15 protein-coding genes are annotated in these 17,845 nt (G+C 65.9%); 7 read left to right on the forward strand and 8 right to left on the reverse strand.

The genetic code is table 11. From position 1 onward, the window contains the following. Window positions 1-22 precede the first annotated feature (22 nt). From AC2T4A_RS14885 to AC2T4A_RS14915, 7 genes are all read left to right on the forward strand, one after another. On the forward strand, window positions 23-367 hold the full coding sequence (locus AC2T4A_RS14885; protein WP_416748682.1) for a DUF4398 domain-containing protein: 345 nt from the start codon (window positions 23-25) through the stop codon (window positions 365-367). Further along, window positions 364-1,176, forward strand: coding sequence for an OmpA family protein (locus AC2T4A_RS14890; RefSeq protein ID WP_486743611.1), 813 nt, complete (start codon window positions 364-366; stop codon window positions 1,174-1,176). Before AC2T4A_RS14885 ends, AC2T4A_RS14890 begins: the two co-directional genes overlap by 4 nt. Before the next feature lie 153 nt (window positions 1,177-1,329). Continuing rightward, complete coding sequence (locus AC2T4A_RS14895; protein WP_416748658.1) at window positions 1,330-1,965, forward strand: response regulator; 636 nt, start codon at window positions 1,330-1,332, stop codon at window positions 1,963-1,965. Between the two features lie 106 nt (window positions 1,966-2,071). Then, window positions 2,072-3,511 (forward strand): aminotransferase-like domain-containing protein, encoded by a 1,440-nt coding sequence (locus AC2T4A_RS14900; protein WP_486743612.1) that lies wholly within the window; start codon window positions 2,072-2,074, stop codon window positions 3,509-3,511. A 290-nt stretch (window positions 3,512-3,801) separates the two neighbouring features. Next, the gene (locus AC2T4A_RS14905) at window positions 3,802-4,395 is read left to right on the forward strand and encodes an RNA polymerase sigma factor (RefSeq protein ID WP_486743613.1); all 594 of its coding nucleotides are present in this window, start codon (window positions 3,802-3,804) and stop codon (window positions 4,393-4,395) included. Beyond that, window positions 4,392-5,099, forward strand: coding sequence for a hypothetical protein (locus tag AC2T4A_RS14910; RefSeq protein ID WP_486743614.1), 708 nt, complete (start codon window positions 4,392-4,394; stop codon window positions 5,097-5,099). Before AC2T4A_RS14905 ends, AC2T4A_RS14910 begins: the two co-directional genes overlap by 4 nt. Before the next feature lie 126 nt (window positions 5,100-5,225). Then, complete coding sequence (locus AC2T4A_RS14915) at window positions 5,226-5,780, forward strand: hypothetical protein (protein WP_486743615.1); 555 nt, start codon at window positions 5,226-5,228, stop codon at window positions 5,778-5,780. Window positions 5,781-5,846: 66 nt separating this feature from the next. Here AC2T4A_RS14915 and AC2T4A_RS14920 read toward each other — a convergent pair whose 3' ends face one another. The 8 genes from AC2T4A_RS14920 to AC2T4A_RS14955 all read right to left on the reverse strand — a co-directional run bounded on the left by AC2T4A_RS14920 (window position 5,847) and on the right by AC2T4A_RS14955 (window position 17,733). Continuing rightward, on the reverse strand, window positions 5,847-7,664 hold the full coding sequence (locus AC2T4A_RS14920; protein ID WP_486743616.1) for a long-chain-acyl-CoA synthetase: 1,818 nt from the start codon (window positions 7,662-7,664) through the stop codon (window positions 5,847-5,849). A gap of 329 nt (window positions 7,665-7,993) precedes the next feature. Next, on the reverse strand, window positions 7,994-8,815 hold the full coding sequence (locus AC2T4A_RS14925) for an SDR family oxidoreductase (RefSeq protein WP_416748648.1): 822 nt from the start codon (window positions 8,813-8,815) through the stop codon (window positions 7,994-7,996). A gap of 150 nt (window positions 8,816-8,965) precedes the next feature. Next, window positions 8,966-10,957 carry a geranyl-CoA carboxylase subunit apha gene (gene atuF / locus AC2T4A_RS14930; protein WP_486743617.1) on the reverse strand — a complete coding sequence of 664 codons (1,992 nt, stop codon included), beginning with the start codon at window positions 10,955-10,957 and terminating at the stop codon, window positions 8,966-8,968. Window positions 10,958-11,025: 68 nt separating this feature from the next. Further along, window positions 11,026-11,823 carry an isohexenylglutaconyl-CoA hydratase gene (atuE, locus tag AC2T4A_RS14935; RefSeq protein WP_486743618.1) on the reverse strand — a complete coding sequence of 266 codons (798 nt, stop codon included), beginning with the start codon at window positions 11,821-11,823 and terminating at the stop codon, window positions 11,026-11,028. A gap of 125 nt (window positions 11,824-11,948) precedes the next feature. Next, window positions 11,949-13,109 (reverse strand): citronellyl-CoA dehydrogenase, encoded by a 1,161-nt coding sequence (gene atuD, locus AC2T4A_RS14940; protein WP_401089026.1) that lies wholly within the window; start codon window positions 13,107-13,109, stop codon window positions 11,949-11,951. Window positions 13,110-13,289: 180 nt separating this feature from the next. Beyond that, entirely contained in the window at window positions 13,290-14,906 is a 1,617-nt protein-coding gene (gene atuC, locus AC2T4A_RS14945) for a geranyl-CoA carboxylase subunit beta (RefSeq protein WP_486743619.1), read from the reverse strand. Between the two features lie 3 nt (window positions 14,907-14,909). Beyond that, window positions 14,910-15,785 carry an SDR family oxidoreductase gene (locus AC2T4A_RS14950; RefSeq protein ID WP_416748639.1) on the reverse strand — a complete coding sequence of 292 codons (876 nt, stop codon included), beginning with the start codon at window positions 15,783-15,785 and terminating at the stop codon, window positions 14,910-14,912. 154 nt (window positions 15,786-15,939) lie between these two features. Beyond that, window positions 15,940-17,733 carry an acyclic terpene utilization AtuA family protein gene (locus AC2T4A_RS14955; protein ID WP_486743620.1) on the reverse strand — a complete coding sequence of 598 codons (1,794 nt, stop codon included), beginning with the start codon at window positions 17,731-17,733 and terminating at the stop codon, window positions 15,940-15,942. Window positions 17,734-17,845: the final 112 nt, after the last annotated feature.

Consider the following 17,845-nt stretch of genomic DNA (forward strand, 5'->3'; position numbering starts at 1 on the left):
AGATTTCGTGATCAAGCGACGGATGATGGTCGCCGGCCTGGCTTTGTTTGCATTGGCCGGCTGTGCGACGAACGACCCGGCACCCAACGAGCAGATGCGCCTCACCGAGCAGGCGCTGGAGCAGGCCAAGGCCGTGGGTGCGACCGATGACGTGGCCGAGTTCAAGCTCGCCGAGGACAAGTACCAGGCCGCCAAGGGCGCCCTGGCGGTCGGCTCGAACAAGAAGGCCCGGCAACTGGCCGAACAGGCCGAACTCGATGCCCGCTTGGCCGAAGCCAAGGAGCTGACGCGCAAGAGCGCCGAGCAACTGGCCGAGCAGGGCAAGAGCATCAACCGCCTGCGCAAACAGTTGGGAGAAGTGCAATGACTTCCGCACAACTGTTGCGTTTGAGTGCGCTCGCCGCGGCCGCGTTGCTGGCCGGTTGCGCCAACAGCCAGCTCAGCGAAAAGTCGCTGGAGCAGGCTCGCACCCAGTTCCAGGCGGTGAAGGAAGATTCCGCCGTGCTGCGAAGCGCGCCCAAGGACGTGATCCGTGCCGGCGAGTCGCTGGCACGCGCCGAGCGCCTGTCCAACTACTGGGGCAGCAGCGATGACGTGCTGCAGTACTCCTACCTCAGCCAGCGCTACAGCGAGATCGCCCGCGAGCACAGCAATCTGGCGCTGAACCAGGAGCGCCTTGGCAAGCAGCAGATGGAGCGTGAGCGCCTGCAACTGGCGATGCGCGAAGCGCGCCTGCTCAACGTGCAGGAACAGAGCAGGTGGCTGGAGCAGCAGATGGTCAGCCTGGCCACCAACGAAACCGAGCGCGGTTTGGTGCTGACTCTTGGTGACGTGCTGTTCGACAGCGGCGAAGCGGACCTGAAGCCCGCCGCCAACCGCACCGTGCTCAAGGTGGTGCAGTTCCTCCAACTCAACCCGCGCCGGGTGATTCGCATCGAGGGTTACACCGATGCCGAAGGCGATCGCGAGCAGAACCTGCAGCTGTCCAGGGACCGTGCGCAGGCCGTGGCGGACGCCCTGACCGACCTGGGCGTGGACGAGAAGCGCGTCAAGGTGCAGGGCTACGGTGAGACCTATCCGGTCTCGGACAACGCCTCGTCGCTGGGGCGTGCGCAGAACCGCCGGGTGGAGATCGTCTTCTCCGACGAGAAGGGGCAACTCGGCGCCGAACGCTGATTGCCTCGCAATATCTCGACACAGGAAAACCCCGGCTGCCTCGGCTCCGGGGTTTTTCGTTGAGGGTATCTCGAAATCTTTCGAGTGGCAGCTTGGCGAAAATGGCCGGGTGCGACTAATCCCCTCAGGGGGAGCTGTAAACGAGAGAATGTGATGCCATCGGAAAAGAAGCTTTTCAATGTAATCGTGGCGGACCCGCAGCCGATGATCGGTTGGGGTCTGGAACGCTATCTGCTTGAGCGCGAACTGGCGCAGGTGAAAGCCTTTGTCAGCGACACCGACAGCCTGCTGGATGTCCTCACTGCCCATCCCGAGGTCGACCTGGCCATCGTCGAGCTGGCGCTGCCCGGTGCCCGTGGGCGTGACGGCGTGCACTTGATCGAATGGCTGCAGCGTCACCATCCGGACGTACCTGTACTGGTCTACTCGGTCATGGGGGCGCCGTTGCTGGCCACCGCGGCGGTGAAGTGCGGGGCGGTAGGCTACGTCTGCAAGCGCAACCCGCTGAACCTGCTGGATGACGCCTTCGCCCGCATTCGCAAGGGCGAGACCTACATCGACCCGATGCTCCGGCCGCCGCGCCACACCGGCAAGCCGCTGAGCCCGACCGAGATCGATATCATCCGGCGGCTGGCCCATGGTGCCACGGTGGGTGAAATCGCCGAGCGGACCAATCGCAGCGTCTCCACCATCAGCACCCATAAACGCAATGCCATGCAGAAGCTCGGCCTGACCACTGACGCGCAGTTGGTGGTGGCGGGCCTGCTGGACTGGCTCGGGGAGATCTGAGCGGGCGGGGCGGCGTAACTGTATCGGACGGAATACCTCCGACTGTTCTGGAACAGTTTGCACTTTTTGGCTACTGTTTCGGTTCAATGACCGAGGGATGGCCGTCATGTCCAATCTGCTGCTGTACCAGCGCATCGCCCAGCAACTGGCGGAAGACATCCGTCGTGGTGTCTACCAGCCGGGCGAGCGCGTGCCGTCCGTGCGCAAGCTGAGCACCCAGCTCAATGTCAGCCATGCCACGGTGCTCCAGGCCTACGCCACCCTCGAAGACCAGGGACTGATCCGCGCTCGTCCGCAATCGGGCTTCTACGTGCATCGCACGCCGGCGCTGACTGCCTCGACGCCGGACATCGCTCGCGTCGAACGGCCCGGTCTGGTCACCCGCAGCAGCATCATCAACCAGGTGCTCGCCGAGGCGCGCCGCGAGGGCGTGTTCCCGCTCGGCGCCGCCGTGCCGCACGTGGATTACCTCCCGGTCCGCGCGCTGCACCAACAGTTGGCCAAGGTCACGCGCTTCTCCAGCCCGCGCGCCTTCAGCTACATGTTCAGCCCCGGCTACGAGCCGCTGCGCCGCCAGGTGGCGATCCGCATGCGTGACGCCGGCGTGGTGGTCGACCCGACCCAGGTAACCATTACCCACGGCTGCGTCGACGCCATCCATATGGCCTTGCGCGTGATGACCCGCCCAGGCGACCTGATCGCCACCGAGTCGCCGAGCTACTACGGCCTGCTGCAGTTGGCCGACATCCTCGGCCTGAAGGTCATCGAGATCCCCAGCGACCCTCTCACCGGTATCAGCCTGGAGGCCCTGCAACTGGCCGCCAACCAGTGGCCGATCAAGGCCCTGGTACTGACCGCGCGCCTGAGCAATCCGATGGGCGGTACCATTCCGGAGGACCGCCAGAAGGCGCTGCTCAAGCTCACTGCCGAACACAACATCGGAGTGATCGAGGACGACATCTACGGCGAGCTGATGTTCGACCAGGGCCAGACCAAGGCGCTCAAGGCTCACGACCGCGATGGCCGCGTGGTGTACTGCTCGAGCTTCTCCAAGACCATTTCCCCCGGCGTGCGCATCGGCTGGATCATTACCGAGCGCTACCAGGAAGAAATCCGTCGCCTGCAGACCTTCACCACGCATTCGGCGTGCACTGTCACCCAGATGGGCGTGGCGGCGTACCTGGAGAACGGTGGCTACGACCGGCACCTGCGCTACATCCGTCAGGAGTACCGCAAGAACATGACGGCGTATCAGTTGGCGGTGCAGCAGTACTTCCCCGAAGGCACGCAGATGACGAGGCCCAAGGGCGGTTTCATCCTCTGGGTCAGCCTGCCGGCCAAGGTGAACACCAAGGAGCTGCACGTACGTGCGCTGGAGCAGGGGATCAGCATCGCGCCGGGGCTGATCTTCAGTAATACCGAGCAGTTCAACAACTGCCTGCGCCTGACCTGCGGCATTCCATGGGACCGTGAGGCGGAGCGGGCGATCATGACCCTCGGCATGCTGGCCTGCCAGCTGTGCCAGGAAGAGCTGATCGCTGCTTGATTGCCCTGCATGCGTAGGAGCGGACTCTGTCCGCGATAGGTCCGCCGCGCGCCGGATGCCATCGCGGACGTAGTCCGCTCCTACGTAAATGTTTATCGACGGTTAACCCGTTTTCCCACATCGTCTCGTCCAAGCAAGTTGCAACCCTCGACGAGACCGCCGCCGTGCCGCTTGCCACACCCGAGCCTCTGCCTGCCAGTCACGGCGCTACACCTGCGCCAGCGACATCGGCGATACTCGGTCGCTGGCGAGAAGCCAGCCGACACCCGCACCGCTACGGATCGAGAGAGTTGAAGAAATCCCTCACGGATGAAAACGACGTCGCATTGCTGCGACGCTACCGACAAGGCGACGCCGATGCTTTCGGTGAGCTCTACGCTCGCCATCGCCTCGGCCTGTTCCGCTTCCTCTGCGGCCTCTGTGGCGACCACGCGCAGGCCGAGGAAGTGTTCCAGGAAACCTGGCTGAGCCTGATCCGCAGCGATAGCCAGCCGTTGGGCGCAGCCAGCTTCAAGACCTGGTTGTACCAGATCGGCCGCAATCGCCTGATCGACCACTGGCGCAAGCTGGGCCGTCATCAGGGGCGCCAGGAGAGCTTCGACGAGCAACTGCATGGCGATGCGCTGAGCGGTGAAAGCGTTGATCCCGAGCGCGAGCTGAGCCTGAGCCGTGACCAGCAGCGCCTGCAGGAAGCTCTGGAGTCGCTGCCGGAGGAGCAGCGCGAAGTGTTCCTGCTGCGTGCCCACGGTGACCTGGAACTGCACGAGATTGCCGAGCTGACGAAGGCCCCGGCTGAAACGGTTAAGAGCCGGCTTCGCTATGCGATGCAGAAATTGCGTCGGTTGTTGTCCGATCCGTCGGTGACCGAGGAGGTGAGCCCATGAATCGCGATCCGCACGAGCAGGAACTGCTCGAGCATTACCGCCGGCACAGCGACGAGCAGCCGTCGGCGCAGTTGGACGCGCGCATTCTGGCCGCCGCCCGTGCCGCGGTGCAGGAGCCGAAGCCGAGTTTCGCCCGGCGCCTGCATCACTGGCTGCTGGGTGCTGGCAGCCGTCAGCGCTGGGGCGTTGCCGTGGCTGGCCTGGCAACCCTGGGCATCGGCCTGAGCCTGACCCTGCGGACCTTTGAAGAGGCGCCAGAGCGCTTTGACGCGCCGGTATCCCCGGCAATGATGCGCGCGCCAGCGCCCGCTCCGGCCATGGCGCCGCCAGCGGCTCCGGCTGCTGCGCCCTATGCAGCGGAGCCGCGCATGGCCGCGCCGCAGATGGATAGCGCCGCTGCCGGAGCGGCAGTGGAAGAGCTCGCCAAACCGGCGCCGATGAGCAAGAAAATGGCGGCGCAGGCGGAGGAGGCCAAGGTCCGCGAGTCCTTTGACGCCAAGGCGCCGTCTGATGTGCAGGTGCAAGGGAAGCTGCAATCGTTCACGGAAGCGATCGACGAGCCGCATGCCAGCCTGCTGCATCTGCGCGACTTGCAGGGCAAAGGACAGAAGGAGGAGGCTGAACGTGTGCGCGAGAGCCTCCGGCAGCGCTTCCCGGGCCTGGATATCGACAAGGCTCTGAAGGAATTGCCTGACAATCCTTGATCAATGACAGGCCGGGTTCAGCCCGTGTCTGTCAGACTAATCGCAGTAACGGTTTGTCATGGCAAGGCTATTGCTCTGCAACGCATCTCGCGCCAGCATTGCGCGGTTTTTCTGACGGTCCGCCCCATGAAGAAATCCCGAATTCTCGTTGTTGCCGGTCTGTCCCTGCTGCTCGCCGCCTGCGGTGACGAGCACAAGGACAAGGCTGTGGCGCCGGCTGCTGCTCCGGCCGTGACTGCGCCCGCCAGCACGCCTGCGCCCAAGCCGGCCGCTGAACAGCCGCGGGAGGACGAGGCCAAGCCGGCCGCCGCCAAGGCTGTGGCGTCGCCCAAGGCGCCCGCCGTCGAGGCAGCCATCAAACCCGAGGCCAAGGCGCCTTCGAAGACCCCGGCGCAGGTGAGGAAGCCGGTCGATCCGGTCGTCAAGGAACCGCTGCCGCCAGTGAAGCTGGACCTGCGCCTGCCCAAGGATCTGGTCCGCCAGATGGACCCGGACGATCCGATCACCGTGATCGAGGAAAAACCGATCCTGCCGCCGATGTTCGGTGAAAAGGCCGGGCAGAGCCCCTTCGAGGTCGGTGGCCGGCTGATCCAGCGCGAGCCCAACGAGCGCGAGGCCAACGACGACAGCTGGCACTCGGACATCCGTGGCGCCGAGTTGCAGTTCAAATTCCGCAACTGACTCTTTAGCGAGCGGGCCCAGGTAGGGTGTACAACTGCGAACGTTTGTACGCCCTACGGTTCTGGCTCAGAACCGGTGCACGCCACCGCGAATCGCCTCGAACAGAGCCCCGTCCAGCGCCCGGTAGTCCGCTTCGCCGGGTAGGCGCACGTACAACGCCTCGGTCACGGACGATGGGTCGTACGCGTTGCGCTTGAGATCGGTCTTCTTGTACTTGAAGGTACCGGTGGTCTCCACCTGGGCCAGCAGGCGCAGGAATAGCGGCACGGCGTAGGCCGGCAGCTCGCGGTCGAGGTGCGCCGCCAGCAGCGCGGCGTCGAGGCTGGCGCCGTCGGCCAGGCGCAGCGCGGCCATGCCGCAGCGGCCGTTGGTTCCGGGGATCTCCACGCCATAGACCACAGCATCCTCCACACCGGGGAAGGCGCCCAGGGCGTTTTCCACTTCGGTGGTGGAGACGTTCTCACCCTTCCAGCGGAAGGTGTCGCCCAGGCGGTCGACGAACTGCGTGTGCTTGAAGCCGATGTCGCGCATCAGGTCGCCGGTGTTGAACCAGGTGTCGCCTTCCTTGAACACGTTGCGGTAGATCACCGCCTCGCTCTTGGCCGGGTCGGTGTAGCCGTCGAACGGCCACTTGTCGCTGATCTCGCTGACCAGCAGGCCGGCTTCGCCTTTGTCGACCTTTTCCATGAAGCCCCTGGCGTTGCGCACCGGCTGGTCATTTTCCAGGTCGTAGCGGACGATCGCGTAGGTTGCCGGCGAGAAGCCCACCGTATTGTCGAAGTTGAACACGTTGGTGAAGCCGATGTTGCCCTCGCTGGAGGCATAGAACTCGGTGATCCGCTCGATGCCGAAGCGCTCCTTGAACTCCTGCCAGATTGACGGGCGCAGGCCGTTGCCGATCATGCAGGTCAGGGTATTGCCACGTTCTTCCGCGCATTCGGGCTGGTTGAGCAGATAGCGGCAGAGTTCGCCGATGTAGCCGAAGCAGGTGGCCTGGTAGGTCTGGACGTCTTTCCAGAACGAACTGGCGGAGAACTTGCGGCGCAGGGCGATGGCTGCGCCGCCGGCCAGTGCGGCGCTCCAGCACACGGTCACCGCATTGTTGTGGTAGCAGGGCAGGGTCAGGTAAAGCACGTCGCTGTTGGTCAGCGCCAGGCCCGAATGGCCGAAGCCGCCGTAGGCCTTGATCCATTTGCCATGGCTCATGATCGAGGCTTTCGGCAGGCCGGTGGTGCCCGAGGTGTAGATGTAGAAACAAGCGTCCTTCAGGCGGACCTTGGCGGTTTCGGCAAGGTTGTTCGAGTCCTGCTCCTGGGCCAGGCGCATGAGGTTCTGCCAACCCGCTGGCGCTTGGTTCTGCTCGTCGCCATCGGCAATCCAGTAGCAGCGGCCACCACTGTTTTCCAGGGCTGGGCGAACGTCCTCGAAAGCCTCGCGCAGTTCTTCGCCGACCACGAAATGGCTGGGCTTGACCAGGTTGAGGCTGTGGCTGAGCACCTGGCCGCGCTGGGTAGTGTTCACTAGCGCGCCGATGGCGCCGAGCTTGGCCAGGGCGGCGAGCACGACCATGAGTTCGGCGCGGTTCTCCAGCATCACCGCGACCACGCTGGCGTGGCCCACGCCCTCGGCCTGGAAGGCCCGCGCCAGGCGGTTGGCCCAGCCGTTGAAGAGGGCATAGGACAGGCGCCGGCGTTCGTCGATCAGCGCGGGGCTGTCCGGGTAGAGGCGCGCAGCGCGCTCCAGCGCCCAGCCCAGGGAAAGGTTCTTTTCGCGGTTGCGGATGCCGGTGTAGTACAGCCCGCGCAGCATGCGTGGCACGCGACCGAGGGTGGCGGGCAGATGGGCGAGGAAGCGGGTCGGGGTGATGATGTCGGCGTGGCTCATTGACGCGTGCCCTTATTGTCATTGTTGTCTGGCGTGCAGACGCTTGCGAGCGACTCTAGGTCGTCGTCCGGCGTGCGCCTATGGCTGTTGCGCGCGTGGCGCAGGGCAGATCGGCAAACGCATCGGGCAAGCGTTCATCGCAGTCTAGAAAGCGATGGCCGGACGGCCAGGGCGGGATTGTGTCGATTGGTAAACGCCGCGAACGATGCCAGGGGAGAGCGCCGTAGGGCGAATAACCGTTTGCGATTAACCGCCGCCAGTCCGTGGGGAGTGAACGGCGCATAACGCGTTCCGCGTCATGCGCCTCACGAAGAGGTCCGCGAGTGGGCTCAGTCGAGGAACAGGTCGGGCACCAGGCTGCCGCCGTTCGGATCGAAGCGGTATTGCTCGAAGTCGGTCTGGCCCTGTTCGCGCAGGATGTCCTCGTCGATCAGCAGGCGCCCGCTGATGGCGCGCTCGCTGCTGGAGAGAATGGCGTAGGCGGCATCGGCCATGATCGCCGGGGTGCGTGCGCGCTTGAAGGCATCGCGGCTGCCCAGTTCGAACTCGATGGCGGCGGTGGCGATCATGGTCTTCGGCCAGAGGGCGTTGACGCTGATGCCGTACTTCTTGAACTCCTCGTGCATCCCCAGGGTGAGCATGCTCATGCCGTACTTGGTGACGGTGTAGGGGCCGTGCTGGGCGAACCACTTGCCGGCCAGGTTGATCGGCGGCGACAGGCTGAGGATGTGGCCCTTGCTCTGCTTCAGGTAGGGCAGCGCGGCCTGGCTGCAGACCATCACGGCGCGGGTGTTGATCTGGTACATCAGGTCGAAGCGCTTGGGCTCCAGGCGCTCCACGCCGACCAGCTTGATGGCGCCGGCGTTGTTGACCACGGCGTCGATCCCGCCGAAGTGCTCGGCAGCCTTGGCCATGGCCTCGCGCACGGCGATCTCGTCGCGCACGTCGAGTTGCAGGGCCAGTGCCTTGCCACCGGCGGCTTCGACTTCCGTGGCGACGCTGAAGATGGTGCCTTCGAGTTTCGGGTGGGGTTCGGCGCTCTTGGCGGCGATGACGATGTTGGCGCCATCGCGCGCGGCGCGCAGGGCGATCTCGCGGCCGATGCCGCGGCTGGCGCCGGTGATGAAGAGGGTTTTGCCGTTGAGGGACATGGTTGGGGCTCCGTGTTCTTGTTATGAGTCGTCAGCTGACCTGTAGGAGCGAGCTTGCTCGCGAACCTGGGCCCCGCAGCGGGGATTGTTCGCGAGCAAGCTCGCTCCTACGAAAAGCCAAAATCCAAAATCCAAAAGCCGAAAAGCGGTTCAGGCGGGCTCCAGCGCCTCGACCTCCACCAGCAATTGCCGCGATTTCACCTGTTCGCCCTTGCTCACCTGCACCCGGCGGATCACGCCGTCGACGCCGGCCTTGAGCGGGTGCTCCATCTTCATCGCTTCAAGCACCAGCAGCAGCTGGCCCTTGCTGACCCGCGTGCCTTCGCTCACCAGTACGTCGACGATGGCGCCATCCATCGGTGCCTTCACCGTGCCGGAGCCCGCGCCAGCGGCGGCGCCAGCCGGTTCGTGGGTGACGTCGAGCAGTTCCAGGTTGCCGTCTGCGCCATACAGCCACAGGCGCGCACCATCGCGGTGGAAGGGCAGGCGACGGCGAATGCCGTCGGCTTCGAGGATGGCGTCGCCGTTGTCCTCGCCGAGTAGGCGCAGGTTGATCTCGCTGTCACCGATGCGGGCCAGCAGCGTCGGTTGGGTACCGTGCTTGCGGACGTCCAGTTCAACGACGAACTTCTCTTCGCCATGCTTGAGCGCGAAGCGCCACGGCGCGCTGCCCGCGCTGCGCCAGCCGGAAAGCCCCGGCTGGTGCGCACGATCACTGGCGGAAGCCTGGTAGAGCAGGGCGGCGGCGCAGGCCAGTTCCAGCGCTTGCGGCTGGCGCGGGGCCAGGCTGGGGTCACCGGCGAACTGTTCGCCGATGAACGCCGTGGTGGCCTTGCCAGCGGCGAATTCCGGGTGCTTGAGCAGGTTGGCGAGGAAGCGCTGGTTGCCGGTCACGCCCAGCAGCACGCTATCCTCGACGGCGCGCACCAGCTTGCGCCGCGCCTCGTCGCGGGTGGCGCCGTAGGCGATGACCTTGGCCAGCATCGGGTCGTAGAAGGGCGTCACCGGCTGGCCTTCGCACAGGCCGTGGTCGACGCGGATGCCGTCCAGCTGTGGCGGTGTCCAACGCAGAACCTGGCCGGTCTGCGGGAGGAAGCCGTTGCCGGCGTCCTCAGCGTACAGACGTACCTCGATGGCATGACCCTTGAGCTGGATCTGCTCCTGGGTCAGCGGCAGCGGGTCGCCTTCGGCGACGCGGATCTGCCAGGCCACCAGGTCCTGGCCGGTGACCAGTTCGGTGACCGGGTGCTCCACCTGCAGGCGGGTGTTCATTTCCAGGAAGTAGAAGGCGCCGCTGGCGTCCAGCAGGAACTCCACGGTGCCGGCGCCCAGGTAGTTCACCGACGCGGCGGCCTTCACGGCAGCGCTGCCCATGGCAGCGCGCAGCTCCTCGGTCAGCACCGGGCAGGGCGCTTCTTCGATGACCTTCTGGTGACGGCGCTGCACTGAGCAGTCGCGTTCGCCGAGATAGACGATATTGCCGTGGCTGTCGCCAAACACCTGGATTTCCACATGGCGCGGTTGCACCACGGCTTTCTCCAGGATCAGCTCGCCGCTGCCGAAGGCGTTCTGTGCTTCCGAGCGCGCGGTGCGCAGCTGTTCGGCGAGGTCTTCGCTGCGGGTTACCAGGCGCATGCCGCGCCCGCCGCCACCGGCGCTGGCCTTGATCATCAGCGGGTAGCCGATGCGCTGTGCTTCGCGGGTGAGCGTGGCGTCATCCTGTTCTGCGCCCTCGTAGCCGGGAATGCAGGGCACGCCGGCTTCGAGCATGGCGATCTTCGACAGGCGCTTGCTGCCCATCAGGTGGATGGCTTCCACACCGGGACCGATGAAGACGATGCCGGCGGCCTCGCAGGCGCGAGCGAAATCGGCGTTTTCCGAGAGGAAGCCGTAGCCGGGGTGGACTGCGCCAGCGCCGGTACGCCTGGCGGCGTCGAGGATGGCCTCGGGTTTCAGGTAGGACTGGCCCACGGGCGCCGGGCCGATGCACACGGCTTCGTCGGCCAGTTGCACATGGCGGGCATCGGCATCGGCCTCGCTGTACACCGCCACGGTGCGGTAGCCCAGGTCATGGGCGGTTCGGATCACCCGGCAGGCGATCTCGCCACGGTTGGCGATCAGGATTTTGTCGAAGCTGGGCATGGTGGCTGTTTCCCTCTCCCCAGTCCTCTCCTTGAAAGGAGAGGGGGTTGTTCGGTGCGCGCGTTGAGTCACTGCGCCCAGTTCGGTTTGCGTTTCTGCACGAAGGCCATGGTGCCTTCGGCGCCTTCCGCTCCGGTTACCGCGGCAGCGAACTGGCGGGCGGCATCGTCCAGCAGCGGGCCGAGGGCTTGCACCTCAGTGGCCAGCAGCAGCGCCTTGGTGGCGGCATTGGCGCCGGGGGCGCAGCGGCGAACCTGGTCGAGCGCCTGGGCCAGTTGCTCGCCAAGGCTCTCGGCGTTATCCGCGCAGAGATGCACCAGGCCCAGGCGCAGCGCCTCGCGGCCGTCGAAGCGCGCGGCGGTGAGGGCCAGGCGACGCGCCTGGGTCAGGCCGATGCGTTTCACCACAAAGGGTGCGATCTGCGCCGGCAAAATGCCGAGGCTGGTTTCCGGCAGGCCGAACTGCGCGTCGGCCGCCGCGATGGCGATATCCGAGACGCAGGCCAGGCCGAAGCCGCCGCCCAGCACTGCGCCTTCCAATACGGCGACCAGCACCTGCGGCTGTGCCTGGGCTTCTTCCAGCAGGCCGCCGAAGGCGCGGTTCAGCGCGGCGTAGGCGTCGGGACCGGCGGCGCGGGCGCCGGCCATGTCCTTGATGTCGCCGCCGGCGCAGAAGTGTCCGCCAGCGCCGCGCAGGACGATGGCGCGTACGCTGCGATCGTCGCGCACGGCCGCTAGCACCGCGCGCAGTTCGCTGACCATCGCCAGGCTCATGGCGTTGCGGCTGTCCGGGCGGTTGAGGGTGACGTGCAGCACGCCGCCTTCAGGTTCCAGCAGCAGGGTTTCGCAGTTCGGCAACTTATTCATGCCGGGGTCCTCATGGAGTCGGATATTCCCTGTAGGAGCGAGCTTGCTCGCGAACGGATTTTCACTGGGCGCCGAGGCGCCATGCGGTTCGCGAGCAAGCTCGCTCCTACAAAGGGCCCAGGCCCTTAGCCTTTCTTCTTGCCCGGCAGGGTGCCCATCATTTTGCAGATGATGCCCAGCATGATTTCGTCTGCGCCGCCGCCGATGGAGACCAGGCGGGTATCGCGGTAGGCGCGGGAGACCGGGTTTTCCCACATGAAGCCCTGGCCGCCCCAGTACTGCAGGCAGGCATCGGTGACTTCGCGGGCCAGGCGGCCGACCTTCAGCTTGGCCATGGAGGCCAGGCGGGTCACGTCCTTGCCGCGGATGTACTGCTCGGTGGCCTGGTAGGTGAGGGCGCGCAGACACTCGATCTCGGTCATCAGCTCGGCCATGCGGAAGTGGATGACCTGGTTGTCGATCAGCGCCTGGCCGAAGGTCTTGCGCTCCTTGCAGTAGTCAATGGTGGCGTTGACGCAGTACTCCAGGCCCTTGATCCCGCTGGCGGCGCCGAACAGGCGTTCTTCCTGGAACTGCAGCATCTGCATCATGAAGCCCGCGCCCTCGGCGCCGATGCGGTTGCGCTGCGGGACGCGCACATCGTCGAAGAACACCTGGGCGGTCTCCGAGCTGCGCATGCCGAGCTTGTCCAGGTGCGGGCTGACGCTGATGCCCTTGGACTTCATCGGCACCATGATCAGCGACTTGTTGACGTGGGGCTTGTCGTCGGAAGTGTTGGCCAGCAGGCAGATGAAGTCGGCAGAGGGCGAGTTGGTGATCCACATCTTGCTGCCGTTGATGACGTAGTCGTCGCCATCCTTGCGCGCGGTGGTCTTCAGCCCGGCAACGTCGGAGCCGGCGCCGACTTCCGAGACGCCGATGCAGCCGACCATTTCGCCGGCGATGGCCGGGCGGAGGAATTCCTCGCGCAGCTCATCGGAGCCGAAGCGCGCCAGGGCCGGGGTGCACATGTCGGTCTGCACACCCAGGGCCATCGGCACGCCGCCGCAATGGATGGTGCCAAACTCTTCGGCGGCGACCACCGAGTAGCTGTAGTCCAGGCCCATGCCGCCGAATTTCTCCGGCTTGGAGATACCCAGCAGGCCCAGGTCGCCGGCTTTCTTGAAGACTTCATGGATCGGGAAGCGGCCGGCCTTTTCCCATTCGTCGACGTAGGGGTTGATCTCCTTCTCGACGAAGTTGCGGACGGTGCGGCGGAGTTCTTCGTGTTCCTGGGTGAAGATCATTGTTGTTGTTCTCCTGATGCTTGGTCTGGTTTCCCGCCTCTTGCCCTCCTCCCAACCCTCTCCCTGAAGGGAGAGGGGGCTGTGCGGAGTGGCTGGACGGTTCGCATTACGCCGGGTCGCTTTGGCCCCCTCTCCCGCTTGCGGGAGAGGGCGGGGGAGAGGGGCTTTTGCCCGCTCCCATCAGAACCTGGCTACCCCAAAACTATTACCCTTCAGCGGCCGCACGGCCGCCTCCGCGCAGATGTCCAGCAGGTAGCCGAGCAACTGGCGCGTGTCGCGGGGGTCGATCAGCCCGTCGTCCCACAGGCTCGCCGTGCCATAGAGCGCGGTGGATTGGGCGTCGAGCTTCTGCGCGGTCATCTGTTCGAGCATGTCGAGCATCTTCGGGTCGGCTTCCTTGCCCTCCTTGGCGTGTTTTTCCTCGGTGACGATGCGCAGCACCTTGCCGGCCTGGGCGCCGCCCATCACGGCGGTACGGCTGTTGGGCCAGGCGAAGATGAAGCGCGGGTCCAGCCCGCGGCCGCACATGGCGTAGTTGCCGGCGCCATACGAACCGCCGACGACCAGGGTGAGCTTGGGCACAGTCGCGTTGGCCACCGCCTGGATCATCTTCGAGCCGTGCTTGATCACGCCCAGGCGCTCGGACTCGGTGCCGACCATGAAGCCGGTGGTGTTGTGCAGGAACAGGATCGGCGTGTTGCTCTGCTCGCACAGCTGGATGAACTGCGCCGCCTTGGCCGCACCCTGCGGGGTGATCGGGCCGTTGTTGCCGATCAGGCCGCAGGCGTGGCCCTCGATGTGCAGGTGGCCGCAGACGGTCTGGCTGTCGAACTCGTTCTTGAAGTCGAGGAAGCGCGAGCCGTCGGCGATGCGCGCGACGATCTCGCGCACGTCGTAGGGCTTCTTCGCGTCCGCCGGGACCACGCCGAGCAGTTCCTGCGCCGGGTACAGCGGCTCGTCCCACGCCTGTTTCGGGCGAGCCGGAAGCTGCGAATTCCACGGCAACGATGCAAGGATTTCGCGGGCCAGGCGCACGCCGTCGGCGTCGTTCTCCGCCAGGTATTCTGCGGTGCCGGCGACCTGGGCGTGCAGCTCGGCGCCGCCGAGGTCTTCATCGGTGGCGATCTCGCCGGTGGCGGCTTTCAGCAGCGGCGGGCCGGCGAGGAACATCTTGGCCTTGCCGCGCACCACCACCACGTAGTCCGACAGCCCCGGCTGGTACGCGCCACCCGCGGTGGACGATCCGTGCACCACGGTGACCTGGGGAATGCCTGCTGCCGACATGCGCGCCTGGTTGGCGAAGCCGCGTGCGCCCTCGACGAAGATATCTGCCGCATAGTTCAGGTTGGCGCCGCCGCTCTCGGTCAGCGCCACCACCGGCAGCTTGTTCTCGAAGGCGATCTGCTGCAGGCGCAGGGTCTTCTTCAGGCCGGTGGGGGAGATGGTGCCGCCCTTGATCGCGCTGTTGCTGGCCGTCACCAGGCAGCGCACCCCGGCGATGTAGCCGATGCCGGAGATGATGCCGCCGCCGGCCTGGGTGCCGTCCTTGTCGTCATGCAGCTTGTAGCCGGCCAGCGAGGAAATCTCGAGGAACGGCGCACCCGCGTCCAGCAGCAGGTTCAGGCGCTCACGCGGCAGCAACTGGCCGCGCTTGTCGAACTTGGGCTTGGCCTCGGCGGCCTTGTCCAGCACCTTCCGCTCGACCTCGCGGAAGCTCGCCACGGCGGCCAGCATGGCCTCGCGGTTGCGGGCGAAGTCTTCGCCCTGGGGATCGAGTTCGGATTGAATGACCGGCATCGCTTACTCCTGATCCTTCAGTACATCGGGCAGGTAGGCGCGGTGAAAACCGTTGTAGGAGCGGCTCTGCCCCGGCTTCACCTTCGACAGCGGGAAGGCGCGGCTGCCCTGGCTGGCGGCGCCGTCGATGCGAATGGTATTGCCGCTGATGAAGGCGGCGCCGGGGGAGAGCAGGAAGACAATGGCGGCGGCGACTTCCGACTCGGTGCCGATGCGCTTGAGTGGCACGTGCTCGCGCAGGGTTGGAATCACTGCCTTGAACGCGCCTTCGTAGGTGTCCATGCCGCTGGAAGCGACCCAGCCCGGGGCCACGGCGTTGACCCGCACCCCGGCGTGGCCCCACTCGATGGCGGCAGTCTTGGTGAAGTTCTCCATCCCCGCACGCGCTGCGCCGGAATGGCCCATGCCGGGCATGCCGCCCCACATATCGGCGAGCATGTTGACGATGCTGCCGCCGGTCTTGCTCAGGCTCTGGTTGAACACTTCGCGGGCCATCAGGAAGCCACCCACCAGGTTGGTGCGCACTACGGCTTCGAAGCCCTTCAGGTTGATCGACGCCAGCGGCGCGGGGTACTGGCCGCCAGCGTTGTTGACCAGGTGATGGATCGGTCCGCGCTCGGCGATGACCTGCGCCACCAGCGCCTTCACCGCTTCCTCATCGCGGATGTCGCAGCTGTGCCAGCTGGCGCTGCCGCCGTCCTCGATGATTTCGCCGGCGGTCTTCTCCAGCTTCTCCGCCTTGCGCCCGACCAGCACCACGTGGGCGCCGAGGGCGGCCAGCTCATGGGCGGTGCAACGACCGATACCGCTGCCGCCGCCAGTGACGATGATGGTCTGGCCGTTGAACAGGCCGGGTTTGAAGATCGAGTCGTAGCTCATTGTTGTTTTCGTCCTGCCGGGTTTGGACCCCACCCTGTCAAGGTGGTGCTCTGACGCTGTTCTTTTGTAGGAGCGAGCTTGCTCGCGAACCGCCTGACGTTAGTGTTTCCGGCGAAAAGCGTTCGCGAGCAAGGGCTAGGCGCCCCCCTCGGTCCTACATGTTCAGTTCATCGGCGATGGCTTGCGGCACCGCCACCGGGAATTCCAGCAACTGCTGGGCGAAGGCCTTGCCCTGCGGGTCGATGCGCAGGCTCGCCACGCCGCCGCCGCCCAGGGCGTTCTCCAGCAGGAAGTTCAGGCTGTGGCTGCCCGGCAGGTGCCAGCGGCTGACGCGGCCCGTCTGCGGGTCGAGCACGTGCTGCATCCACTCGGCCACGGCGCCTTCGCTCAGTGCCTCGGCGATCCACGGCAGGTATTCGGGCCGGCGCGCCATGACGCCGATGTTGCTGTGGTTGCCCTTGTCGCCGGAGCGCGCCACGGCCAGCTTCACCAGCGGCACGCTGGCCTGGGCCGGGCCTTTGGCGGCCGGAACGGCAATATCGTCGGCCAGCGCGGCCGGATCGAAGGCGTCGAGTGCAGGGAGGGCGGCGCTCTGGCGCTGGCCGTCGATCTCCACGGCCAACTCGCAGTTGTCCTTGTCGATCAGGAAGGAGAACAGGCGGATCACCGGGTACACGGTCGGGCGGCCGCCGACGATACCGGTCAGGCCCGGCGCCATGCCGGTGGCGGCCTGGGCGATCTCGCGGGAGAACAGCACAAGGGCTTCCTTGCGGCTGTGGCGCACGGCGAGCTTCACCACGATTTCGCGGTTGTCCGAACGGCGACCGTGGGGGCCGTAGGTGGCCTCGCTGCCGAGCAGTTCCACACTCACCTCACGGTACGGGCCCCAGCCGCGCTCCATGAGGATTTCTTCGGTCTTGGCGATGATCGCCTGGCTGACCCGCTCGGCCTTCTTCACCGCGTCGATGCCGGCGATCAGGCAGCTGGCGGTGCAGCGGAAACCGTCCGGGTAGGTGGCGCTGACCTTGTATTGGCCGGTCGGCGGCAGGCCACGTGCGCCACTGACGGCGACGCGGTTCTCGCCGACCTGGGCGAGTTGGACCTGGGTGAAATCGCAGATCACATCGGGCAGCAGGTAGGCGCGCGGGTCGCCGATCTCGTAGAGCATCTGCTCGCCCACCGACAGCGGCGAGACCAGCCCGCCAGTGCCCTGCGGCTTGGTCACGACAAATGCGCCGTCAGCCTGCACTTCGACGATAGGGAAACCGATGTGCTCGTAGTCCGGCACGCTTTCCCAGTCGGTGAAGTTGCCGCCGGTGCACTGCGCGCCACATTCGATGATGTGCCCGGCCAGGGCGGCCTGGGCCAGTCTGTCGTAGTCGTTCCAGGCCCAGCCGAACTCGTGCACGAGGGCAGCGCTGACCACTGCGCTATCCACCACGCGACCGGTGATGACGATATCGGCGCCGGCCTTCAGCGCCTGGACGATGCCGGGCGCGCCCAGGTAGGCGTTGACCGAGACGCACATGGGTGGCATGGGCGCATCGCTGAACATTTCGCGGATGCCGGCCTTGGCCAGTTCACCCAGGCGCGGTTGCAGGTTGTCGCCGTGCACCACGGCGATCTTCAGCGCCACACCGGCCTTCTCGCAGGCAGCGGCCAGGGCGCTGGCGCAGGCCTGCGGGTTCACTCCGCCGGCGTTACTGATCACGCGGACCTGCTTCGAGGCGATGTCGCCCAGCAGGGGTGTCATCACGTCGATGAAATCGGTGGCGTAGCCTGCCTCGGGGTTCTTCAGGCGGGCGCCGGCCATGATCGACATGGTGATTTCGGCGAGATAGTCGAACACCAGGTAATCCATTTCCGCGCCGCGCACCAACTGTGCGGCGGCGGTGGAGGTGTCGCCCCAGAAGGCAGAGGCGCAGCCGATACGTACGGTTCTAGTCATTGTTCTGCCCGTGACGCTGAGTGATGGATCGACATTACCAAGCAAGCGCTTGGTTGAAAAGCCCCCGATCGATGACAACCCCAACCATTGGATGGCCAAGCGCTTGCTTGGT

The organism is Pseudomonas sp. PVC-3-1 (genome assembly GCF_057444315.1).